Source organism: Burkholderia sp. BCC1985 (assembly GCF_905339915.1).
Classification (GTDB): domain Bacteria; phylum Pseudomonadota; class Gammaproteobacteria; order Burkholderiales; family Burkholderiaceae; genus Burkholderia.
Genome location: NZ_CAJPGY010000002.1, coordinates 207,030 through 223,257, shown reverse-complemented (window position 1 = coordinate 223,257; position 16,228 = coordinate 207,030). Strand labels below are relative to the sequence as shown.

General features: G+C 70.5%; 15 protein-coding genes. 5 read left to right on the top strand and 10 right to left on the bottom strand.

The genetic code is table 11. From position 1 onward, the window contains the following. Nucleotides 1-85: 85 nt before the first annotated feature. A complete protein-coding gene (gene xylB, locus U4Z31_RS02980) occupies nt 86-1,567 on the top strand; it encodes a xylulokinase (RefSeq protein WP_044844465.1) in 1,482 nt (493 codons plus the stop codon). 115 nt (nt 1,568-1,682) lie between these two features. Continuing rightward, nucleotides 1,683-2,639 (top strand): sugar-binding transcriptional regulator, encoded by a 957-nt coding sequence (locus U4Z31_RS02975; RefSeq protein ID WP_044844466.1) that lies wholly within the window; start codon nt 1,683-1,685, stop codon nt 2,637-2,639. Nucleotides 2,640-2,652: 13 nt separating this feature from the next. Here U4Z31_RS02975 and U4Z31_RS02970 read toward each other — a convergent pair whose 3' ends face one another. Together U4Z31_RS02970 and U4Z31_RS02965 are read right to left on the bottom strand one after the other, a co-directional pair. Next, the gene (locus tag U4Z31_RS02970) at nt 2,653-3,903 is read right to left on the bottom strand and encodes an MFS transporter (RefSeq protein ID WP_321809386.1); all 1,251 of its coding nucleotides are present in this window, start codon (nt 3,901-3,903) and stop codon (nt 2,653-2,655) included. After that, nucleotides 3,900-5,102: a serine hydrolase domain-containing protein gene (locus U4Z31_RS02965; protein WP_321809385.1), complete on the bottom strand. Its 1,203-nt coding sequence runs from the start codon at nt 5,100-5,102 to the stop codon at nt 3,900-3,902. The genes U4Z31_RS02970 and U4Z31_RS02965 overlap by 4 nt, the downstream gene beginning before the upstream one ends. 113 nt (nt 5,103-5,215) lie before the next feature. Here U4Z31_RS02965 and U4Z31_RS02960 point away from each other — a divergent pair, with 113 nt between their 5' ends. Continuing rightward, the gene (locus U4Z31_RS02960; RefSeq protein WP_321809384.1) at nt 5,216-6,100 is read left to right on the top strand and encodes a LysR family transcriptional regulator; all 885 of its coding nucleotides are present in this window, start codon (nt 5,216-5,218) and stop codon (nt 6,098-6,100) included. A gap of 13 nt (nt 6,101-6,113) precedes the next feature. Here U4Z31_RS02960 and U4Z31_RS02955 read toward each other — a convergent pair whose 3' ends face one another. The 8 genes from U4Z31_RS02955 to U4Z31_RS02920 all read right to left on the bottom strand — a co-directional run bounded on the left by U4Z31_RS02955 (nt 6,114) and on the right by U4Z31_RS02920 (nt 14,476). Continuing rightward, on the bottom strand, nt 6,114-7,223 hold the full coding sequence (locus tag U4Z31_RS02955; protein ID WP_124570672.1) for an ABC transporter ATP-binding protein: 1,110 nt from the start codon (nt 7,221-7,223) through the stop codon (nt 6,114-6,116). A gap of 62 nt (nt 7,224-7,285) precedes the next feature. After that, nucleotides 7,286-8,014: an HAD family phosphatase gene (locus tag U4Z31_RS02950; protein WP_321809383.1), complete on the bottom strand. Its 729-nt coding sequence runs from the start codon at nt 8,012-8,014 to the stop codon at nt 7,286-7,288. Further along, nucleotides 8,011-8,862, bottom strand: a complete 852-nt coding sequence (locus tag U4Z31_RS02945; protein WP_321809382.1) for a carbohydrate ABC transporter permease — start codon at nt 8,860-8,862, stop codon at nt 8,011-8,013. The genes U4Z31_RS02950 and U4Z31_RS02945 overlap by 4 nt, the downstream gene beginning before the upstream one ends. Continuing rightward, entirely contained in the window at nt 8,859-9,806 is a 948-nt protein-coding gene (locus tag U4Z31_RS02940; protein ID WP_321809381.1) for a sugar ABC transporter permease, read from the bottom strand. Before U4Z31_RS02940 ends, U4Z31_RS02945 begins: the two co-directional genes overlap by 4 nt. 102 nt (nt 9,807-9,908) lie before the next feature. After that, nucleotides 9,909-11,234 carry an ABC transporter substrate-binding protein gene (locus tag U4Z31_RS02935; RefSeq protein WP_044844474.1) on the bottom strand — a complete coding sequence of 442 codons (1,326 nt, stop codon included), beginning with the start codon at nt 11,232-11,234 and terminating at the stop codon, nt 9,909-9,911. Nucleotides 11,235-11,330: 96 nt separating this feature from the next. Then, the gene (locus U4Z31_RS02930) at nt 11,331-12,683 is read right to left on the bottom strand and encodes a D-tagatose-bisphosphate aldolase, class II, non-catalytic subunit (protein WP_321809380.1); all 1,353 of its coding nucleotides are present in this window, start codon (nt 12,681-12,683) and stop codon (nt 11,331-11,333) included. After that, entirely contained in the window at nt 12,671-13,627 is a 957-nt protein-coding gene (locus tag U4Z31_RS02925) for a sugar kinase (protein ID WP_321809417.1), read from the bottom strand. Before U4Z31_RS02925 ends, U4Z31_RS02930 begins: the two co-directional genes overlap by 13 nt. Before the next feature lie 72 nt (nt 13,628-13,699). Further along, complete coding sequence (locus U4Z31_RS02920) at nt 13,700-14,476, bottom strand: L-iditol 2-dehydrogenase (RefSeq protein ID WP_321809379.1); 777 nt, start codon at nt 14,474-14,476, stop codon at nt 13,700-13,702. Between the two features lie 328 nt (nt 14,477-14,804). On the opposite strand from U4Z31_RS02920, the gene U4Z31_RS02915 reads away from it, so the two are divergent. Then, complete coding sequence (locus tag U4Z31_RS02915; protein WP_014896195.1) at nt 14,805-15,266, top strand: Fur family transcriptional regulator; 462 nt, start codon at nt 14,805-14,807, stop codon at nt 15,264-15,266. Nucleotides 15,267-15,313: 47 nt separating this feature from the next. Then, nucleotides 15,314-16,228: a metal ABC transporter solute-binding protein, Zn/Mn family gene (locus U4Z31_RS02910; protein ID WP_321809378.1), complete on the top strand. Its 915-nt coding sequence runs from the start codon at nt 15,314-15,316 to the stop codon at nt 16,226-16,228.

Here is a 16,228-nt window from a genome sequence, read left to right as displayed (position 1 = left end):
GCCGCGCATCCGGGCGAACCTGCGTTGGCAGGCGTGCGCGCGTGCGGCTAAAGTAGCGGCTCCTCACTGACGGAACGGATCGCTCATGTATCTCGGCATCGACCTCGGCACCTCGGAAGTGAAGGTGCTGCTGCTTGCTCCGGACGGCACCGTGGTCGGCACCGCCGGCACGCCGTTCAGCGTGTCGCGGCCGCACCCGCGCTGGGCGGAACAGCATCCGGACGACTGGTGGCAAGGCACGCTCGCCGCACTCGCGGCGCTGCGCGAACGGCATCCGCAGGCCTTCGCGCAGGTGCGCGGGATCGGCCTGTCGGGCCAGATGCACGGCGCGGTGCTGCTCGGCCGCGACGACCGCGTGCTGCGCCCCGCGATCCTGTGGAACGACATGCGCAGCGCCGACGAATGCGCGCTGCTCACCGAACGCGCGCCCGATCTCCATGCGCTGGCCGGCAACCTCGCGATGCCCGGCTTCACCGCGCCGAAACTGCTGTGGGTCGCGAAGCACGAGCCCGACGTGTTCGCCGCAACGGCCTGCGTGCTGATGCCGAAGGACTACCTGCGCTTCCGGCTCACCGGCGCGAAGGTGTCCGATCCGTCCGACGCGGCCGGCACGTTGTGGCTCGACGTCGCGCGCCGCGACTGGTCCGACGCGCTGCTCGCCGCGTGCGACATGACGCGCGCCCAGATGCCGCGCATCGTCGAAGGCAATGCGCCGTCCGGCACGCTGCGCGCCGACGTCGCGCGCGAACTCGGGCTGTCGGAGGCCGTCGTGGTGGCGGGCGGCGGCGGCGACAACGCGACGAGCGCGCTCGGCATCGGCGCGATCCACGCGGGCGACGGCTTCGTGTCGCTCGGCACGTCGGGCGTGCTGAGCGTGGTCGGCGACCGCTTCATGCCGAATCCGGCATCGGCCGTGCATGCGTTCTGCCACGCGATTCCCGATCGCTGGCAACTGATGAGCGTCGTGCTGTCGGCCGCGAGCTGCCTGCGCTGGGTCTGCAAGCTGACGGGCACCGACGAGCCGGCGCTGCTCGCCGAAATCGCGGCGCTCGACGCGGACGCACTCGCGACGGCGCCGCTGTTCCTGCCCTACCTGTCCGGCGAACGCACGCCGCACAACGATCCGTATGCGCAGGGCGTGTTCTTCGGGATGACGCATGCGACCGAGCGCGCGCATCTCGGCTACGCGGTGCTCGAAGGCGTGACGCTCGGCCTCGCGGACGGCCTCGACGCGCTGCACGCGGCCGGCGTCGAAACCGACCGGCTGTCGCTGATCGGCGGCGGCGCGCGCAGCGCGTTCTGGGCGCAGCTGATCGCCGACGCGCTGGACGTGCGCACCTGCCAGCACGGCGGCGGCGAAACAGGTGCGGCACTGGGCGCCGCGCGGCTGGGCTGGCTCGCCGTCGGCGGCGATCCGCAAGTCGTGCTGACCAAGCCGCCGGTGCGCGCCGAATACGTGCCCGACGCCGCGCGTCATGCGCTGCTGCGCGAGCGCCTCGACGCGTTCCGCGCGCTGTATCGCCACGTGCGCCCGCTTTACGAACCATCGCGCGCGCGGCTCGCGTAGGCGGCGACGCAGGGGGCCGTCGGCCGCGCGCCGCGCATGCGTTACAGTGGATGCCGTTGCGCCGCCCGACGGCCGGTCCGCGGGCGGCCCCCCAGATCCGAACCGAATCGCTATCGTGTCCAAGTCCTCAGAAAAACTCGATCTCGCCACGCGTGCCGCGTGGCTCTACTACGTCGCGGGCGACACGCAGAACGAAATCGCCGAGAAGCTGCAGGTGTCGCGCCCGGTCGCGCAGCGCCTCGTCGCGTTCGCGGTCGAGAAGAACCTGATCCGCGTGCGCGTCGATCACCAGCTCGCCGACTGCCTCGAGCTCGGCGCGCAGCTGTCGAAACGCTACGGGCTCACGATGTGCGAAGTCGTGCCCGTCGATGCCGATGCGGCCGAAGCGATCGACCGCAAGCTCGCGGTCGCCGGCGCGCAGGTGATGGAGCGCTACCTGAACGAGACGCGCCCGATGGTGATCGCCGTCAGCAGCGGCCGGACGCTGAAGGCGGCGGTCGCGCAGATCGCGCAGATCGAGCGGCCGCAGCACCGGCTCGTGTCGATGGTCGGCGCGATCGCCGCCGACGGCTCGTCGAACCGCTACGACGTCGCGCAGTACATCTCCGAGAAGACCGGCGGCAAGCATTTCCTGCTGCCCGCGCCGCTGTTCGCCGACAGCGACGCCGAGCGCGCGCAATGGTGCAATCACCGGCTGTACCGGATCGTCGACGCGCTGTCGGCGCAGGCCGACGTCGCGTTCGTCGGGATCGGCAACATCGGCCCGCACTGCCCGCTCTATGAAGACGGCTTCATCACCGAACAGGAACGCGACGAGATGACCGCGCTCGGCGCGGTGGCCGAACTGCTCGGCGTGCCGATCGATGCGCAGGGCCGGCTCGTCGACGTGTCGACGAGCGCGCGCGTGACGAGCGTCGCGCTCGACGCGCCGCCGAAGCGCCCGACGATCGCGTTCGCGGGCGGCCCGAAGAAGCGCGACGCGGTGATCGCCGCGCTGCGCGGCGGCTGGCTGTCGGGGCTCGTCACTGACGAAACCTGCGCACGCGCGGCGCTCGACGCGAAGGCGGCCTGACGCCGCCGCACGCTCACGCGGCCGCGCGCGGCGCCGGAAACGCATGCCGGCGCGCGCGCCATGCGCCGAGCCACGCAGCCGCCAGCAGCGCGACCAGCACCCACGGAATCGCGCCCGCGCCCGTCGCGCCGAGCAGCATCCCGCCCGCGATGCCGCCGCCCGCGATCGCGAGGTTCCACACCGTCACGAGCATCGACTGCGCGACGTCGGCCGCATCGCCCGCCGCGTTCGCGGTGGCCGTCTGGAACAGCGTCGGCGCGCCGCCGAACGCGAGCCCCCACAGCGCGACACCCGCATAAACGATTGTCATCCCGGACCCGGCACCGAGCATCGCCGCCGCAAGCGCGAACAACGCGATGCTCGCGAGCGTCAGCCGCCGCTGCGCGGCGCCGATCCATGCGCCCGTCAGCGCGATGCCGACCAGCGACGCGATACCGAACACGAACAGCACCGCATCGACCTGCGCGCCCATCCGCACGCCGGCAAGGAACGGCGCAACGTACGTGTACAGCATGTTGTGCGCGAGCACATAGGCGAACATCACGACCAGCACCGGCCGCACGCCGGGCAGTGCGATCACGCCGAGCACCGGCTCGCGGGCGCCGGCGGGCTGCCCCGGATAGTCGGGCACGCGCAGCCGGATCCAGCCGATCAGCGCGAGCGCCGCGACCGTGATGCCCGCGAACGCGATGCGCCAGCCGAACATCGCGCCGAGCGTGGTGCCGGCCGGGATGCCGATCGACATCGCGACCGGCGCGCCGAGCATCGCGACCGCGATCGCCCGGCCGCGCAGCGATGCGTCGACCATCCGGCTCGCATAGCCGGCCAACAGCGCCCACAACAGCCCGGCCGACATGCCCGCGACGAAGCGCGCGGCGAGCGTGAGCGCGTAATACGGCGACGCGGCCGTCAACGCATTCGACACGACGAACCCGGCAAGCGCCGCGAGCAGCAGCCGGCGCCTGCGCATCGCGCGCGTCGCGGCGACGAGCGGGATCGCCGCGACGATCGAGCCGAGCGCGTAGACGGTCACGAGCTGGCCGATCAACGCCTCGGTCACGCGCAGGTCCATGCTCATCAACGGGAGCAAGCCGGCCGGCAACGCTTCGGTGAGGATCGTGATGAACCCGGCGGTGGCGAGCGCCAGCAGGTTCGCGACCGGCAGGCGTTCGCGCACCGGTGCGGACAGACCGGACGCAGGGTCGGCGACGCGGTCGGAAGCGTGGTCGGAGACGCGGTCGGGAACGGATACGCACTCGCTCATGCCGCGCTCCGGTCGTCGACGCCATACACCGCATCGCGCACGTCGGTGACGATCTGCCCGTGCATCCCTTCGTACAACGTATTGGTCAGCGCGACGACCGTCAGCCCGGCCGCGCGGTCGACGAACCACGCATGCCCGTACGCACCGCCCCAGCGCCACGTGCCGACCGACTCCGGCGACTGCGCGGCCGCCGGATCGCGCAGCACCGAAAAGCCGAGCCCGAAACCGAATCCCGGCGCGTCCGGCAGGTCGTGCGCGCCCGGCTGCACGCGCGACATCTCGTCGATCCAGCGGCGCGCGAGCCAGCCGTCGCGGCCGGTGCGCAACGCATCGAGCAACGTCATGCAGTCGCGCGCGGTGCCCACCATTCCCGCGCCGCCCGACGGCCACGCGGCCGCGTCGAACGCGCGCGCCGGCGCGAAGCGGATGCCGACCGTGCCGTCGTACACCGGCGCGAGATCGTCGTCGGCCATCCGGCGCGGCGCGCCCGGCGTGCTGACGTACGGCGTCGCGAAGCGCGCGGAGTCATTCGAGAAGAACGCGGTGTCGGTCATCCCGAGCGGCGTCGTGACGAGCGCGGCCACGGCTTCGGCGAGCGGCCGGCCGTCGACCGCCTCGATCAGCGCGCCGACCACGTCGGTCGCGAGCGAGTAGTCCCACGACGTGCCGGGCGCGAACCGCAGCGGCACGCCGGCGATGCGCCGCACGTTCTCCGCGAGCGACAGGTCCGCGCGGTCCATCCCGTCGGACACGCCGGCACGCGCATACGGGCCGTCGGCGTCGGCTTCGAGGAAGCGGTAGCCGAGCCCGGCCGTATGCGACAGCAGATGACGCAACGTGATGTCGGCCGGCGTGCCGTCGGGCAGCGTCGGCCGGAACGCGGGCAACCAGCGCGCGACCGGCTCGTCGAGCCCGATGCGCCCCGCCGCGACCAGCCGCATCGCGGCGGCCGTCACGATCGGCTTCGACACCGATGCGAGCCGGAACAGCGTGTCGTCCCGCATCGGCGTGCCGGCCTCGCGATCGGCCAGACCGGCCGCGCGCGCATAGCGAAGTTGGCCGTCGCGGGCGACCAGCACGACCGCGCCGACCACGCGCGCATCGGCCAGCGCGCGATCGAGCGCGGCGTCGAGGCGCTCGGGCAGCGCGGCGTCGGCGTCCGGTTCGGCGCGGTGGGCGGTGACAGGCAGGGATGACATGGCGTGACCTCGAACAGTGAAGGAACGCCCATCGTAGGGAGCCGGCGCGAGAAGAAAAACCGGGTTAGAGTTCCGGACACTCCGGACATCGGTGTCCGCAATCGAGAACCAGCATGGAAAATCTTGGCGGCTTCGTCGTGTTCGTCCAGGTCGCGGAAACGCGCAGTTTCGTCGCGGCCGGCCGCGCGCTCGGGCTGTCGGCGTCGGCGATCGGCAAGCGCATCGCGCGGCTCGAGGCGCGGCTGAACGTGCGCCTCTTTCACCGCAGCACGCGCAGCATCACGCTCACCGCGGAAGGCACGCGCTTCCTGGAGCGGTGCCGGCGCGTGATCGCCGAGATCGACGCGGCCGAGCAGGAACTGACGCACAGCGCCGAAGCGCCGCGCGGGCGCCTGCGCGTGAGCCTGCCGACGATCGGCACGCTGCTGCTGCCGCTGCTCGCCGATTTCATGGCCGCGTATCCGGAGATCGAACTCGATATCGATTTCAGCGACCGCCTCGTCGACGTCGTCGAAGAAGGCTTCGACGCGGTGCTGCGCACCGGCCAGCCGACGGATTCGCGGCTGTCGTCGCGGCTGCTGCGCCATTTCCGCCAGCACCTCGTCGCGTCGCCCGGCTACCTCGCGCGGCACGGCACGCCGCGCACGCCGGCCGATCTCGCGCAGCACCGCTGCCTGCACTACCGCTTTCCGAGCAGCGGCAAGCTCGAGACCTGGCCGCTGCGCGTGGCGCACGCGAGTACGCCGCCCGAGGTGCCGGTCGCGATGGTCAGCAACAGCGCAGAAGCGCGCCTGTGCTTCACGCTGCGCGGGCTCGGCATCGCGTGCCTGCCCGAGTTCTTCGTGCGCGACGCGCTCGACGACGGCACGCTGCGCGCGGTGCTCGACGAACACGTCGCGAGCTGCACGCCGATCTACGTCCTGTGGCCGTCAGGCCGCCATCCGACGCCGAAACTGCGTGCCTTCGTCGATTACATGGCCGAGCACCTGCGGCTCTGACCGGCGCGCGTCCTCACGCCGCCTTCGCGTGCGCGCTCAAGCGCCGGAACGCCTGGCCTTGCTCGTCGAACAGGTGGCAGTGCTCGGCCTGCGCATGCACGTGCAGCGCCTCGCCGGTGCGGTACGTATCGAGCGGCGGAATCCGCGCGATCAGCCCGTCCGGCGCGACGGCCGACTCCGCATACAGGTACGCGGCATCGCCGAGCGATTCGACGGCCATCGTCCGCGCGGCCACGCCGGTCTCCGCCTGCCCCACCATCAGATGCTCGGGCCGCACGCCGACGGTCACCGCCGCGCCGCGCAACAGCCCGGCCGCCTCGACCGCGACGCGCTGCGTCTCGCCGCTGCCGAAGCGCACCAGCACGCCGGCCGCGTCGACCGACTCGACGGTGCCTTTCAGGAAGTTCATCTTCGGCGAGCCGATGAAGCCCGCGACGAACTGGTTGGCCGGCGCGTGGTACAGCGCGTTCGGCGTGCCGACCTGCTGCACCGCGCCGCCCGACAGCACGACGATCTTGTCGGCGAGCGTCATCGCCTCGACCTGGTCGTGCGTCACGTAGATCATCGTGGTCTTCAGCTCGTCGTGCAGCCGCGCGAATTCCAGCCGCATCTTCACGCGCAGCGCCGCGTCGAGGTTCGACAACGGCTCGTCGAACAGGAACACCTTCGGCTTGCGCGTGATCGCGCGGCCGATCGCGACGCGCTGCCGCTGGCCGCCCGACAGCTGCTTCGGCTTGCGATCGAGCAGGTGGTCGATGTGCAGGATCTTCGCGGCCTGCTTCACCGCCTGGTCGATCTCGGGCTTCTTCGCGCCGGCGAGCTTCAGGCCGAACGCCATGTTGTCGTACAGCGTCATGTGCGGGTACAGCGCATACGACTGGAACACCATCGCGATGCCGCGCTTGGCGCTCGGCACGTCGTTGACCTTCGCGCCGTCGATCAGCAGTTCGCCGCTCGAGATGTCCTCGAGCCCGGCGATCATCCGCATCAGCGTGGATTTGCCGCAGCCGCTCGGCCCGACGAACACGACGAATTCGCCGTCGGCGATGTCGAGGTTCACGTTGCGCAGCACTTCGGTGTCGTCGTAGCGCTTCGCGATGTTGCGCAGGAGCACGCTTGCCATGGTCTGTCTCCGTTCGTTCGTGATGCGCCGCGTTGAAAGCGGCGCGCATTCGTTCCTGGTTGCTAGCCCGGCAGCACCGCGCCGGTCGCCTGCCAGCGCGCGACGTAGCCGGGCAGCTCGTGCATGTCGTCGAATACGTGACGCGCGCCGATCCCGCGCAACGCGTCGATCTGCGCGGCCGACGCATGCCCGCCGCCGACGAAGCCGAGCACGGTCATGCCGGCCGCGGCGGCCGCGGTGATGCCGGTCACGCTGTCCTCGACGACGAGGCATTGCGCGGGCACCGCGCCGAGCGCACGCGCGGCCGCGAGATACACGTCGGGCGCCGGCTTCGGCCTCGCCACGGCGTCCGCGCAGAACAGCCGGTCGCCGAAGAAGCGCGCGAGGCCGGTGCGCGCGAGCGCCGCCTCGACGTACGCGCGGTAGCTGTTGCTCGCGCACGCGGTCGTCAGGTTGAGCGCCGCGAGGGCCTTGTCGATGCCGTCGACCATCGGCGCGTTGACGGCCGCCGCCTCGGCCGCACGGCGGATCGCGTCGACGTCGCCGGCCGACAGCGTGCGGCCGACGGCCTCGCCCGCGCCGGCCAGCACGCGCTCGATGCGCAGCCCGAGCAGCGGCATCACCGCCGGCCGCGCGTCGACACCCGGCCAGCGCGCATCGAGCTCGCGCACGATCACGTCGGCGGCGACGGCCTCGCTGTCGATCAGCACGCCGTCGCAGTCGCAGATCAGCACGTTCATCCCGTGACCGAACGCGCGTTCGCCGGTAGCAGCTTCGCCGGTAGCGCTCATTTGACCGCCCCGAACGTGAGCCCGCGCACGAGCTGCTTCTGCGACAGCCAGCCGACGATCAGGATCGGCGCGACCGCGAGCAGGGAAGCCGCGGACAGCTTCGCCCAGAACAGCCCCTCGGGGCTCGAGTACGACGCGATGAACACGGTGAGCGGCGCGGCGTTCGAGCTCGACAGGTTGATGCTCCAGAACGCCTCGTTCCACGACAGGATCACGAGCAGCAGCGCGGTGGACGCGAGCCCCGGCAGCGCCATCGGCATCAGCAGGTAGACGATCTCCTGCCACGTCGACGCGCCGTCGATGCGCCCCGCTTCGAGGATGTCCTTCGGGATCTCGTTGAAGTACGTGAAGGTCATCCACACCGCGATCGGCAGGTTGATCAGCGTGTACACGATCACGAGGCCCGACACGGTATCGAGCAGCCCCGCGTTCTTCCACAGCAGGTAGATCGGCACGAGCACGCCGACCGACGGCATCATCTTGGTCGACAGCATCCACAGCAGCACCTTCTGCGTGCGGTGGTTCGGGAAGAACGCCATCGCGTAGGCCGCGGGCACCGCGAGCAGCAGCGAGATCAGCGTGACGCCCGCCGAAATCAGCACCGAGTTCCACGCGAACGCGAAGTAGTTGCTGCGCGCGAACACCTCGCGGAAGCTGTCGAGCGTCGGCATGAAGAACAGCGTCGACGCGTACGCCTGCTGCTCGGTCTTGAACGCGGTGATCGCCATCCAGAAGATCGGGAAGAACAGCAGCAGCGCGAGCAGCCACGCGAGCGCGCCGGGCAGCGCGCGCCGCACGAGGTCGAATGCAGCCGGCGCACGCCGGCCTTCCAAAGTCAGGTCGCTCATTTCTCGTACTCCCCCTTCAGGTTGCGCGCGAGCATCCGCACCAGGAAGAACGACACGACGTTCGCGACCACGACGGCGATGATCCCGCCCGCGGATGCGAGGCCGACGTCGAACTGCTGCAGGCCGAGCGCGTAGATCAGGTACGACAGGTTGGTCGTCGCATTGCCCGGGCCGCCGCCCGTCGTCGTATAGATCTCCGCGAAGATCGACAGCAGGAAGATCGTCTCCATCATCACGACCACCGCGATCGCGCGCTTCAGGTGCGGCAGTGTGATGTAGAAGAACATCGCGATCGGGCCCGCGCCGTCGATGCGCGCGGCTTCCTTCTGCTCCTGGTCGAGCGACTGGATCGCGGTGAACAGGATCAGGAACGCGAACGGCAGCCACTGCCACGCGACGATGATGATCACGGCGGTGAGCGGGTAATCGGCGAACCAGTCGATCGGCGTCATCCCGAGCGCGCGCATCGCGTTCGCGACGAGCCCGTACACCGGATGCAGGATCATGTTCTTCCAGATCAGCGCGGCGACCGTCGGCATCACGAAGAACGGCGCGATCGCGAGCAGGCGGGCCACGCCTTGCCCGTAGAACTTGCGGTCGAACAGCACGGCCATCAGCACGCCGCCGACCACGGTGATCGCGAGCACCGCGCCGATCAGCACGAGCGTGTGCCAGATCGCGGGCAGGAACGACGGATCGGTCGCGAGGAAGCGGTAGTTGTCGATCCCGGCGAAGCCCTTCACGTCCGGGTTCAGCAGGTTGTAGCGCGAGAACGAATACCAGATCGTCATCGCGAGCGGGATCGACATCCACAGCAGCAGCACCGCGACGGACGGCGACACGAGCCAGCTGGCGCCGCCGCGCGCGCGGCGCGGCGCGCCCGGCGGCGACGATGCGTCGCCGACCGGCGACGCATGGCTCAGGGGAAGACGCAAATGACGCATGATCGGAGTCCCTCCGGTTGAGACGCGGGCACGAACGGCCGGCCCGCCTTTCTGCATCGGCGACGCGCACCGTGCGCGGCAGCGCGCACGGTGCCAGCCGCGTTACTTCTTGTAGCCGGCCTGCCGGACCGCACGGTCGGCCGCCGCCTGCCCGGCGGCGAGCGCCTGGTCGACCGTCATCTGGCCGGCCACCGCACCCGCGATCGCCTGCCCGACCACCGTGCCGAACGACTGGAATTCAGGAATCCCGACGTACTGCACGCCCGTGTACGGCACCTTCTTCAGCGACGGATCGTTCGGGTCGGCCGTCTCGATCGCCTTCAGCACGAAGTCCGAGAACGGCGCGGCGGCCTTGTACTCGGCGCGCTGGTAGGTCGACGTGCGGGTGCCCGGCGGCACCGACGCCCAGCCTTCGTCCTTGCCGACCATCTCGATGTACTGCTTCGACGTCGCCCACGCGATGAACTTGCGCGCGGCGTCCTGCTGCTTCGACGTCTTCGGCACGGCCAGCGCCCACGCCCACAGCCAGTGCGAGCCCTTCGGCGTGGCGGCGACCGGCGCGGCGGCGAAGCCGATCCGGTCGGCGACCTGCGACTGCTGTTTGTTATAGAGCATCCCGGCCGCGACCGTCGCGTCGATCCACATCGCGCACTTGCCCGACGCGGTCAGGGTCAGGTTTTCGTTGAAGCCGTTCGAGCTCGCCCCCGGCGGGCCGTCTTTCTTCAGCAGGTTCACGTAGAAGCCGATCGCCTTCTTCCATTCCGGCGACGTGAGCTGCGCGTTCCAGTTCTCGTCGAACCAGCGCCCGCCGAACGTGTTCACGACCGTCGACACGTACGCCATGTTCTCGCCCCACCCGGCCTTGCCGCGCAAGCAGATCCCGTAGGTGCCCTTCGCCTTGTCGGTGAGCTTGTCCGCGAACTCGGCGATCTGGTCGTAGGTCGGCTGGTCGGGCATCTTGAGCCCCTTCGCCGCGAACAGGTCCTTGCGGTAGAACGTCATCGAGCTCTCGACGTAGAACGGCAGCGCATACAGCTGGCCGTTGTACGACAGGCTGTCGCGCGCGGTCTTCACGATGTCGTTCAGGTCGTAGTCGGCGGGCAGCCCCGTGATCGGCGCGAGCCAGCCGCGCTTGCCCCACTGCGGCGTCTCGTAGGTGCCGATCGCCATCACGTCGAACTGGCCGCTGCCGGTCGTGATGTCGGTGGTCGCGCGCTGGCGCAGCACGTTCTCCTCGAGGATCACCCAGTTCAGCTTGATGTCAGGGTTCGCCTTCTCGAACGCCGGCGACAGCTTCTTCAACTCGATCATGTCCGGGTTGTTCAGCGTCGCGATCGTCAGCGTGCCGGCGGACGCCGCGCACGCGGCCGTCGCGAGCGCGGCCCCGGCGAAGCAGCGTACGGCGGCATCGAGCATCTTTCGTTGCATGGCATGTCTCCTGTGATTGTTCGAACTGTCGTCGGTGTTGCGTATTGCGTATTGCGTATTGCGTATGTCGCGTTGCTGCACTTCCTTCGCGGCCCGTCACGCCGGCCGCTGCATCCCGCACGCGCGCGCATAGTGCGCGATCACGTCGCGTATCCGGTGGCGCACCCATGCGCGCGGCTCCTTCGCGAGGCCGCCCGCGCGGCACGCCGCGTACACGTCCGGCAGCCACTGCGCGACGAGCGTTTCGGGCACCGGCTGCCGCGCGAGGTTGTCGAACAACTGCTCGACCGCCGCCGCGACGGCCGGCTGCAGCCAGTAGTAGCGGATCCGGTCGCTGTAGCTGAACTGGCGCGCGAGCCGCTGCTCGGTCTCGTCGCCGCGGTAGTATGGCGCCCAGTGCTCGGGCTGCGCGCGCATCGCGGCGTCGACCACGTCGCGCAGCTGCGAGCGCTGCGCGCCGTCGCCGATCAGCGCGTCCTCGATGAAGGTGAGCGCGAACAGCGCCTCGCGCAGCGCGAAGGTCAGCGCGGGGCCGACCTTCAGCACCGCGAAGTGGTCGCGCACGAGCGCGGCGAGCGCGCCTTCGGTCTGATAGTCGGTCGAATGCGCTTCGAACACGAGGCGCGGCGTGCGCAGGATGCTTGCACCGAGCGATGCGGCCTTCGCGCTGTCGTAGTCGAGCACGTGGCGATCGTCGAAATCGACGCCCGGTTGCGCGACGATCGCGACCACGCGCGTCCATGCGTCGTCGAGCCCGGCCGCCGCGAATGCGCTGCGATGCGCGTCGAGCGTCGCGGCGATACTGTCGATGCGCGTGACCGCGATCCGCGCGATCGCATCGCCGGCTGCGTCGCCGGCCACTTCGCCGCCCGGCGTCGGCACCTCGGTGCCGATCACGTAGACGGGCGCGACGCCGGCGCGCGCCGCCGCGTCTTCGGCCGCGCGGCACAGCCCGGCCGCGCGCGCGGCGATCGTCCGGTCGTCGAGCCGCGCCGGATCGTCCGCGCACGCCATGCTCGCATCGAGGTGGATCTTCTCGAACCCGGCTTCGACATACGCGGCGACCATCGCCGCCGCTTCGCGCATCGCGTCGGCCGCGCGGCGGTGCCGCCACGGGTTCGGTCCCAGATGGTCGCCGCCGAGCACCAGCGCCGACGGCGCGAGCCCGCAGCGCTGCGCGATCGCATCGACGTCGCGCCGGAAATCGGCGGGCGTCATGCCCGTATAGCCGCCGAGATGGTTCACCTGGTTGCAGGTCGCCTCGATCAGGAGCGGCGAGCCGTCCGCGCGCGCGGCCTCGCACGCGGCCTCCAGCACGAGCCGGTGCGCGCTGCAGACCGAATAGATGCCGCGCTGCGCCTGCGCGCGGTTCGCGTCGAAGATCATTCGCAGCACGGCGCCGGCGTGCGCGCTGCGCGGGCGTTCGGCAGTGGAAGTCAGGCCGGGCATGCGACACCTCGTTCGGTCAGGAAGCGGTCGATCTCGGCCGCGCTGCTGTTGCCCTCCATCGGGCCGCGCCGCGTGACCGCGATCGCGCCGGCCGCGTTCGCGCGGCGCAGTGCGACGTCGATCGGCAGGCCGGTGACGAGACTCGCGACCAGCGTGCCGCCGAAGCAGTCGCCGGCGCCGGTCGGATCGCGTTCGTCGACGGGATAAGCCGGCGCGTCGACGCGGCTCGCACGGTCGAACGCGACGCTGCCGGCCGCGCCGCGCTTGAGCACGACGCGTTCGAGCAGCGGATGCGTCGCGAGCAGCCCGGCGATCGCGCGCTCGGCCGGCTGCGGCCCGCAGAAGAACGGCAGGTCGGCCTCGCTCGGCAGGAACAGGTGACACGCGGCGAGCAGCGTGTCGAGCGCCGCGCGCATCGGGCGGAAGCTCAGCATCTCGGGCCGCACGTTCGGGTCGAACGACACCTTCGCGCCGGCGCGCGCCGCCTCGATCACGCCGCGCTGGACCGCCGCGATCGCCGATTCGCTCGTCAGCGACGAGCCCATCACGTGGAAGTAGCGGCAGCCGTCGAACATCGATGTATCGACGTCGGATGCGTCGACGCACGCGGCAGCGCTGGTCGACAGGCTGAACACGAAGCTGCGCGAACCGTCGTCGCGATACGCGACGAACGCGGTGCCGGTCGGACGTGCGACGCGGCGGATGCGCGCGACGTCGACGCCATCGCGCTCGAGCCGCGCGACGATCGCGTCGCCGAACGCGTCGCGGCCGACGCAGCCCGCATACGCGACGCGCACGCCGAGCCGCGCGGCCTGGTCGGCGAAGATCGCCGGCGCGCCGCTCGGGAACGGGCCCGCGAACAGGCCCGGCACGTCGAAGCCCTGGCCGCGCTCGGCGGCGACGAATTCGGCCAGCAGTTCGCCGGCAACCACGATCTCCGCCATCATGCGTGTCCTCGTGCGGCGGCGGCCGCGCGCGGCACGAACGCCAGGGGTAAGCGTGCGAGCGGCGCCACTTCAGCTCATCCAGTTGCCGCCGTCGACGTTCAGCGTCTGGGCGGTGATGTAGTCGGCGTCGGCCGACGCGAGGAACAGCGCGGCGCCCGTGAGGTCGCCCGGCACGCCCATCCGGCCGAGCGGCACGGCAACGCCGACGAGCCGCTTCTTCTCGCCGAGCGGCCGGTTCTCGTAGCGCGCGAACAGCGCATCGACCTGCTCCCACATCGGCGTGTCGACCACGCCCGGCGCGATGCCGTTCACGTTGATCCGGTGCGGTGCGAGCGCGAGCGCGGCCGACTGCGTATAGCTGATCACCGCGGCCTTGGTCGCGCAGTAGTGCGAAACGAGTGCCTCGCCGCGACGCCCCGCCTGCGACGACATATTGACGATCTTGCCGCCGCGGCCTTGCTCGACCATCCGCTGCGCGACCGCCTGCATCAGGAAGAACAGCCCTTTCACGTTGACCGCGAACAGCCGGTCGAACACGTCCCAGGATTCGTCGAGGAGCGGGCGCATGTCGAACAGCGCCGCGTTGTTGAACAGGATGTCGACGCCGCCGAAGCGCTCGACCGCGGTCGCGACGATGCGCGCGATGTCGTCGCGGCGCGTGACGTCCGCGGTGACGGCCACCGCCCGGCCGGGATTGTCCTCGATCAGCCGCGCAAGCGAGCCGCTCGGCGGCTTCACGTCGACCAGCACGCAGCGCGCGCCCTCGTCCAGATAGCGTTGCGCGACCGCTTCGCCGATGCCGCTTGCCGCGCCCGTCAGGATCGCGACCTTGTCTGCCAGTCTCACTGGTTGTCTCCGGTTCGTTCTGCTGCACGAAGGCCGCGAGGTGAGCGAACGCTCGCCGGCCGATCAATTGCTCTGTTGTTGATCGAATGATCGGATACGCGATTCATGCTGTCAAGGCGACACGGCGGCTTTCGATGATGCGCTGCGGCACGGCCGCGCCGTGCGCCGGCCGGCGACCCGCGCCCGGCAAGGCGCGGCGGGCTGGGTGCGGCGCGGCTGAAACGGCGCTGAAGGGGACGGAGCGCGTGCATCGGCAGGAATTCGGGCTGCACGGCATGGAGATACGTTATATCATCGCGATACTTCGTTTCATTGCCTGCTTCACGCCATGGCCACCTCATCGCCCATCGACGCCCGGCTGTCCCGGGCCGACGCATTCGCCGCCGAGCACGGGCTCGCGTGGACGCCGCTGCGCCGCCAGGTCTACGAACGCGTGCTGGCCGCGCAGCGCCCGATCGGCGCGTACGACCTGCTCGCCGAGCTCGAGCCGCAACGCGGCCGCGTGCCGCCCACGACCGTCTATCGCGCGCTGGATTTCCTCGTCGAGCACGGCTTCATCCACCGGATCGAATCGAAGAACGCGTTCTTCGCGTGCTGCGAGATCGGCGTGCCGCACGAAGGCCAGTTCCTGATCTGCGACTCGTGCGGCGAGACCGTCGAGATCCCGGGCAGCGACCTCGCGAAACAGTTGTCCGCGAGCGAGCCCGCGCACGGGTTCGAAGTCCACCATCAGGTCGTCGAGCTGAACGGCCTGTGCGGGCACTGCAAGGGCAAGCCCGCGCAACGCTGACACCGCACCGCGCGGCGCACCCGCCGCCCCTTCCAACGAGGAGTTTCATGTCCATTGCCCTGAAGCGCGCGCCGCGGCGCGCCCTGCCGCTTGCCCGCCTGCTGGCCGCCGCTGCTGCCGCGCTGTCGATCGCGGCGCCCGCGTTCGCGCAGGCCGCGACCGTCAACGTGGTCGCCGCCGAGAATTTCTATGGCGACGTCGCGTCGCAGATCGGCGGCCGCCATGTCGCGGTAACCAGCATCCTCAGCAGTCCCGACCAGGATCCGCACCTGTTCGAAGCGAGCCCGAAGACCGCGCGCGCGCTGCAGCACGCGCAGGTCGTGATCTACAACGGGGCGAACTACGACCCGTGGATGGCCAAGCTGCTGTCCGCATCGAAGCAGGCGAAGCGCGCGACGATCGTCGTCGCGGATCTCGTCGGCAAGAAGGCCGGCGACAACCCGCACCTGTGGTACGACCCGGCGACCATGCCGGCCGCGGCGCGCGCGATCGCGGCCGAGCTCGGCCGGGCCGACCCGGCGAACAAGGCCGACTACGACGCGAACCTGCAGAAGTTCGTCGCGTCGCTGAAGCCGATCGACGACAAGGTCGCCGCGCTGCGCGCGCAGTACAAGGGCGTGCCGGTGACGGCCACCGAGCCGGTGTTCGGCTACATGTCGGATGCGATCGGCCTCGACATGCGCAACCAGCGCTTCCAGCTCGCGACGATGAACGACACCGAAGCCAGCGCGCAGGACGTCGCCGCGTTCGAGAACGACCTGCGCAAGAAGCAGGTGCGCGTGCTGATCTACAACAGCCAGGCCGAAGCGCCGATGACCAAGCGCCTGCTGAAGGTCGCGCGCGACGGCGGCGTGCCGAGCGTCAGCGTCACCGAGACGCAGCCGGCCGGCAAGACCTTCCAGCAATGGATGGCCGGCCAGCTCGACGCGCTCGCGGGCGCGCTTTCCGCCAGCAAGAAATGA

Bases quoted from the DNA above. Each gene is read 5' to 3' on its own strand.
- xylB (WP_044844465.1), top strand. From the start codon at position 86: ATGTATCTCGGCATCGACCTCGGCACCTCGGAAGTGAAGGTGCTGCTG.
- U4Z31_RS02970 (WP_321809386.1), bottom strand. From the start codon at position 3,903: ATGAGCGAGTGCGTATCCGTTCCCGACCGCGTCTCCGACCACGCTTCC.
- U4Z31_RS02965 (WP_321809385.1), bottom strand. From the start codon at position 5,102: ATGTCATCCCTGCCTGTCACCGCCCACCGCGCCGAACCGGACGCCGAC.
- U4Z31_RS02960 (WP_321809384.1), top strand. From the start codon at position 5,216: ATGGAAAATCTTGGCGGCTTCGTCGTGTTCGTCCAGGTCGCGGAAACG.
- U4Z31_RS02955 (WP_124570672.1), bottom strand. From the start codon at position 7,223: ATGGCAAGCGTGCTCCTGCGCAACATCGCGAAGCGCTACGACGACACC.
- U4Z31_RS02950 (WP_321809383.1), bottom strand. From the start codon at position 8,014: ATGAGCGCTACCGGCGAAGCTGCTACCGGCGAACGCGCGTTCGGTCAC.
- U4Z31_RS02945 (WP_321809382.1), bottom strand. From the start codon at position 8,862: ATGAGCGACCTGACTTTGGAAGGCCGGCGTGCGCCGGCTGCATTCGAC.
- U4Z31_RS02940 (WP_321809381.1), bottom strand. From the start codon at position 9,806: ATGCGTCATTTGCGTCTTCCCCTGAGCCATGCGTCGCCGGTCGGCGAC.
- U4Z31_RS02935 (WP_044844474.1), bottom strand. From the start codon at position 11,234: ATGCAACGAAAGATGCTCGATGCCGCCGTACGCTGCTTCGCCGGGGCC.
- U4Z31_RS02930 (WP_321809380.1), bottom strand. From the start codon at position 12,683: ATGCCCGGCCTGACTTCCACTGCCGAACGCCCGCGCAGCGCGCACGCC.
- U4Z31_RS02925 (WP_321809417.1), bottom strand. From the start codon at position 13,627: ATGGCGGAGATCGTGGTTGCCGGCGAACTGCTGGCCGAATTCGTCGCC.
- U4Z31_RS02915 (WP_014896195.1), top strand. From the start codon at position 14,805: ATGGCCACCTCATCGCCCATCGACGCCCGGCTGTCCCGGGCCGACGCA.
- U4Z31_RS02910 (WP_321809378.1), top strand. From the start codon at position 15,314: ATGTCCATTGCCCTGAAGCGCGCGCCGCGGCGCGCCCTGCCGCTTGCC.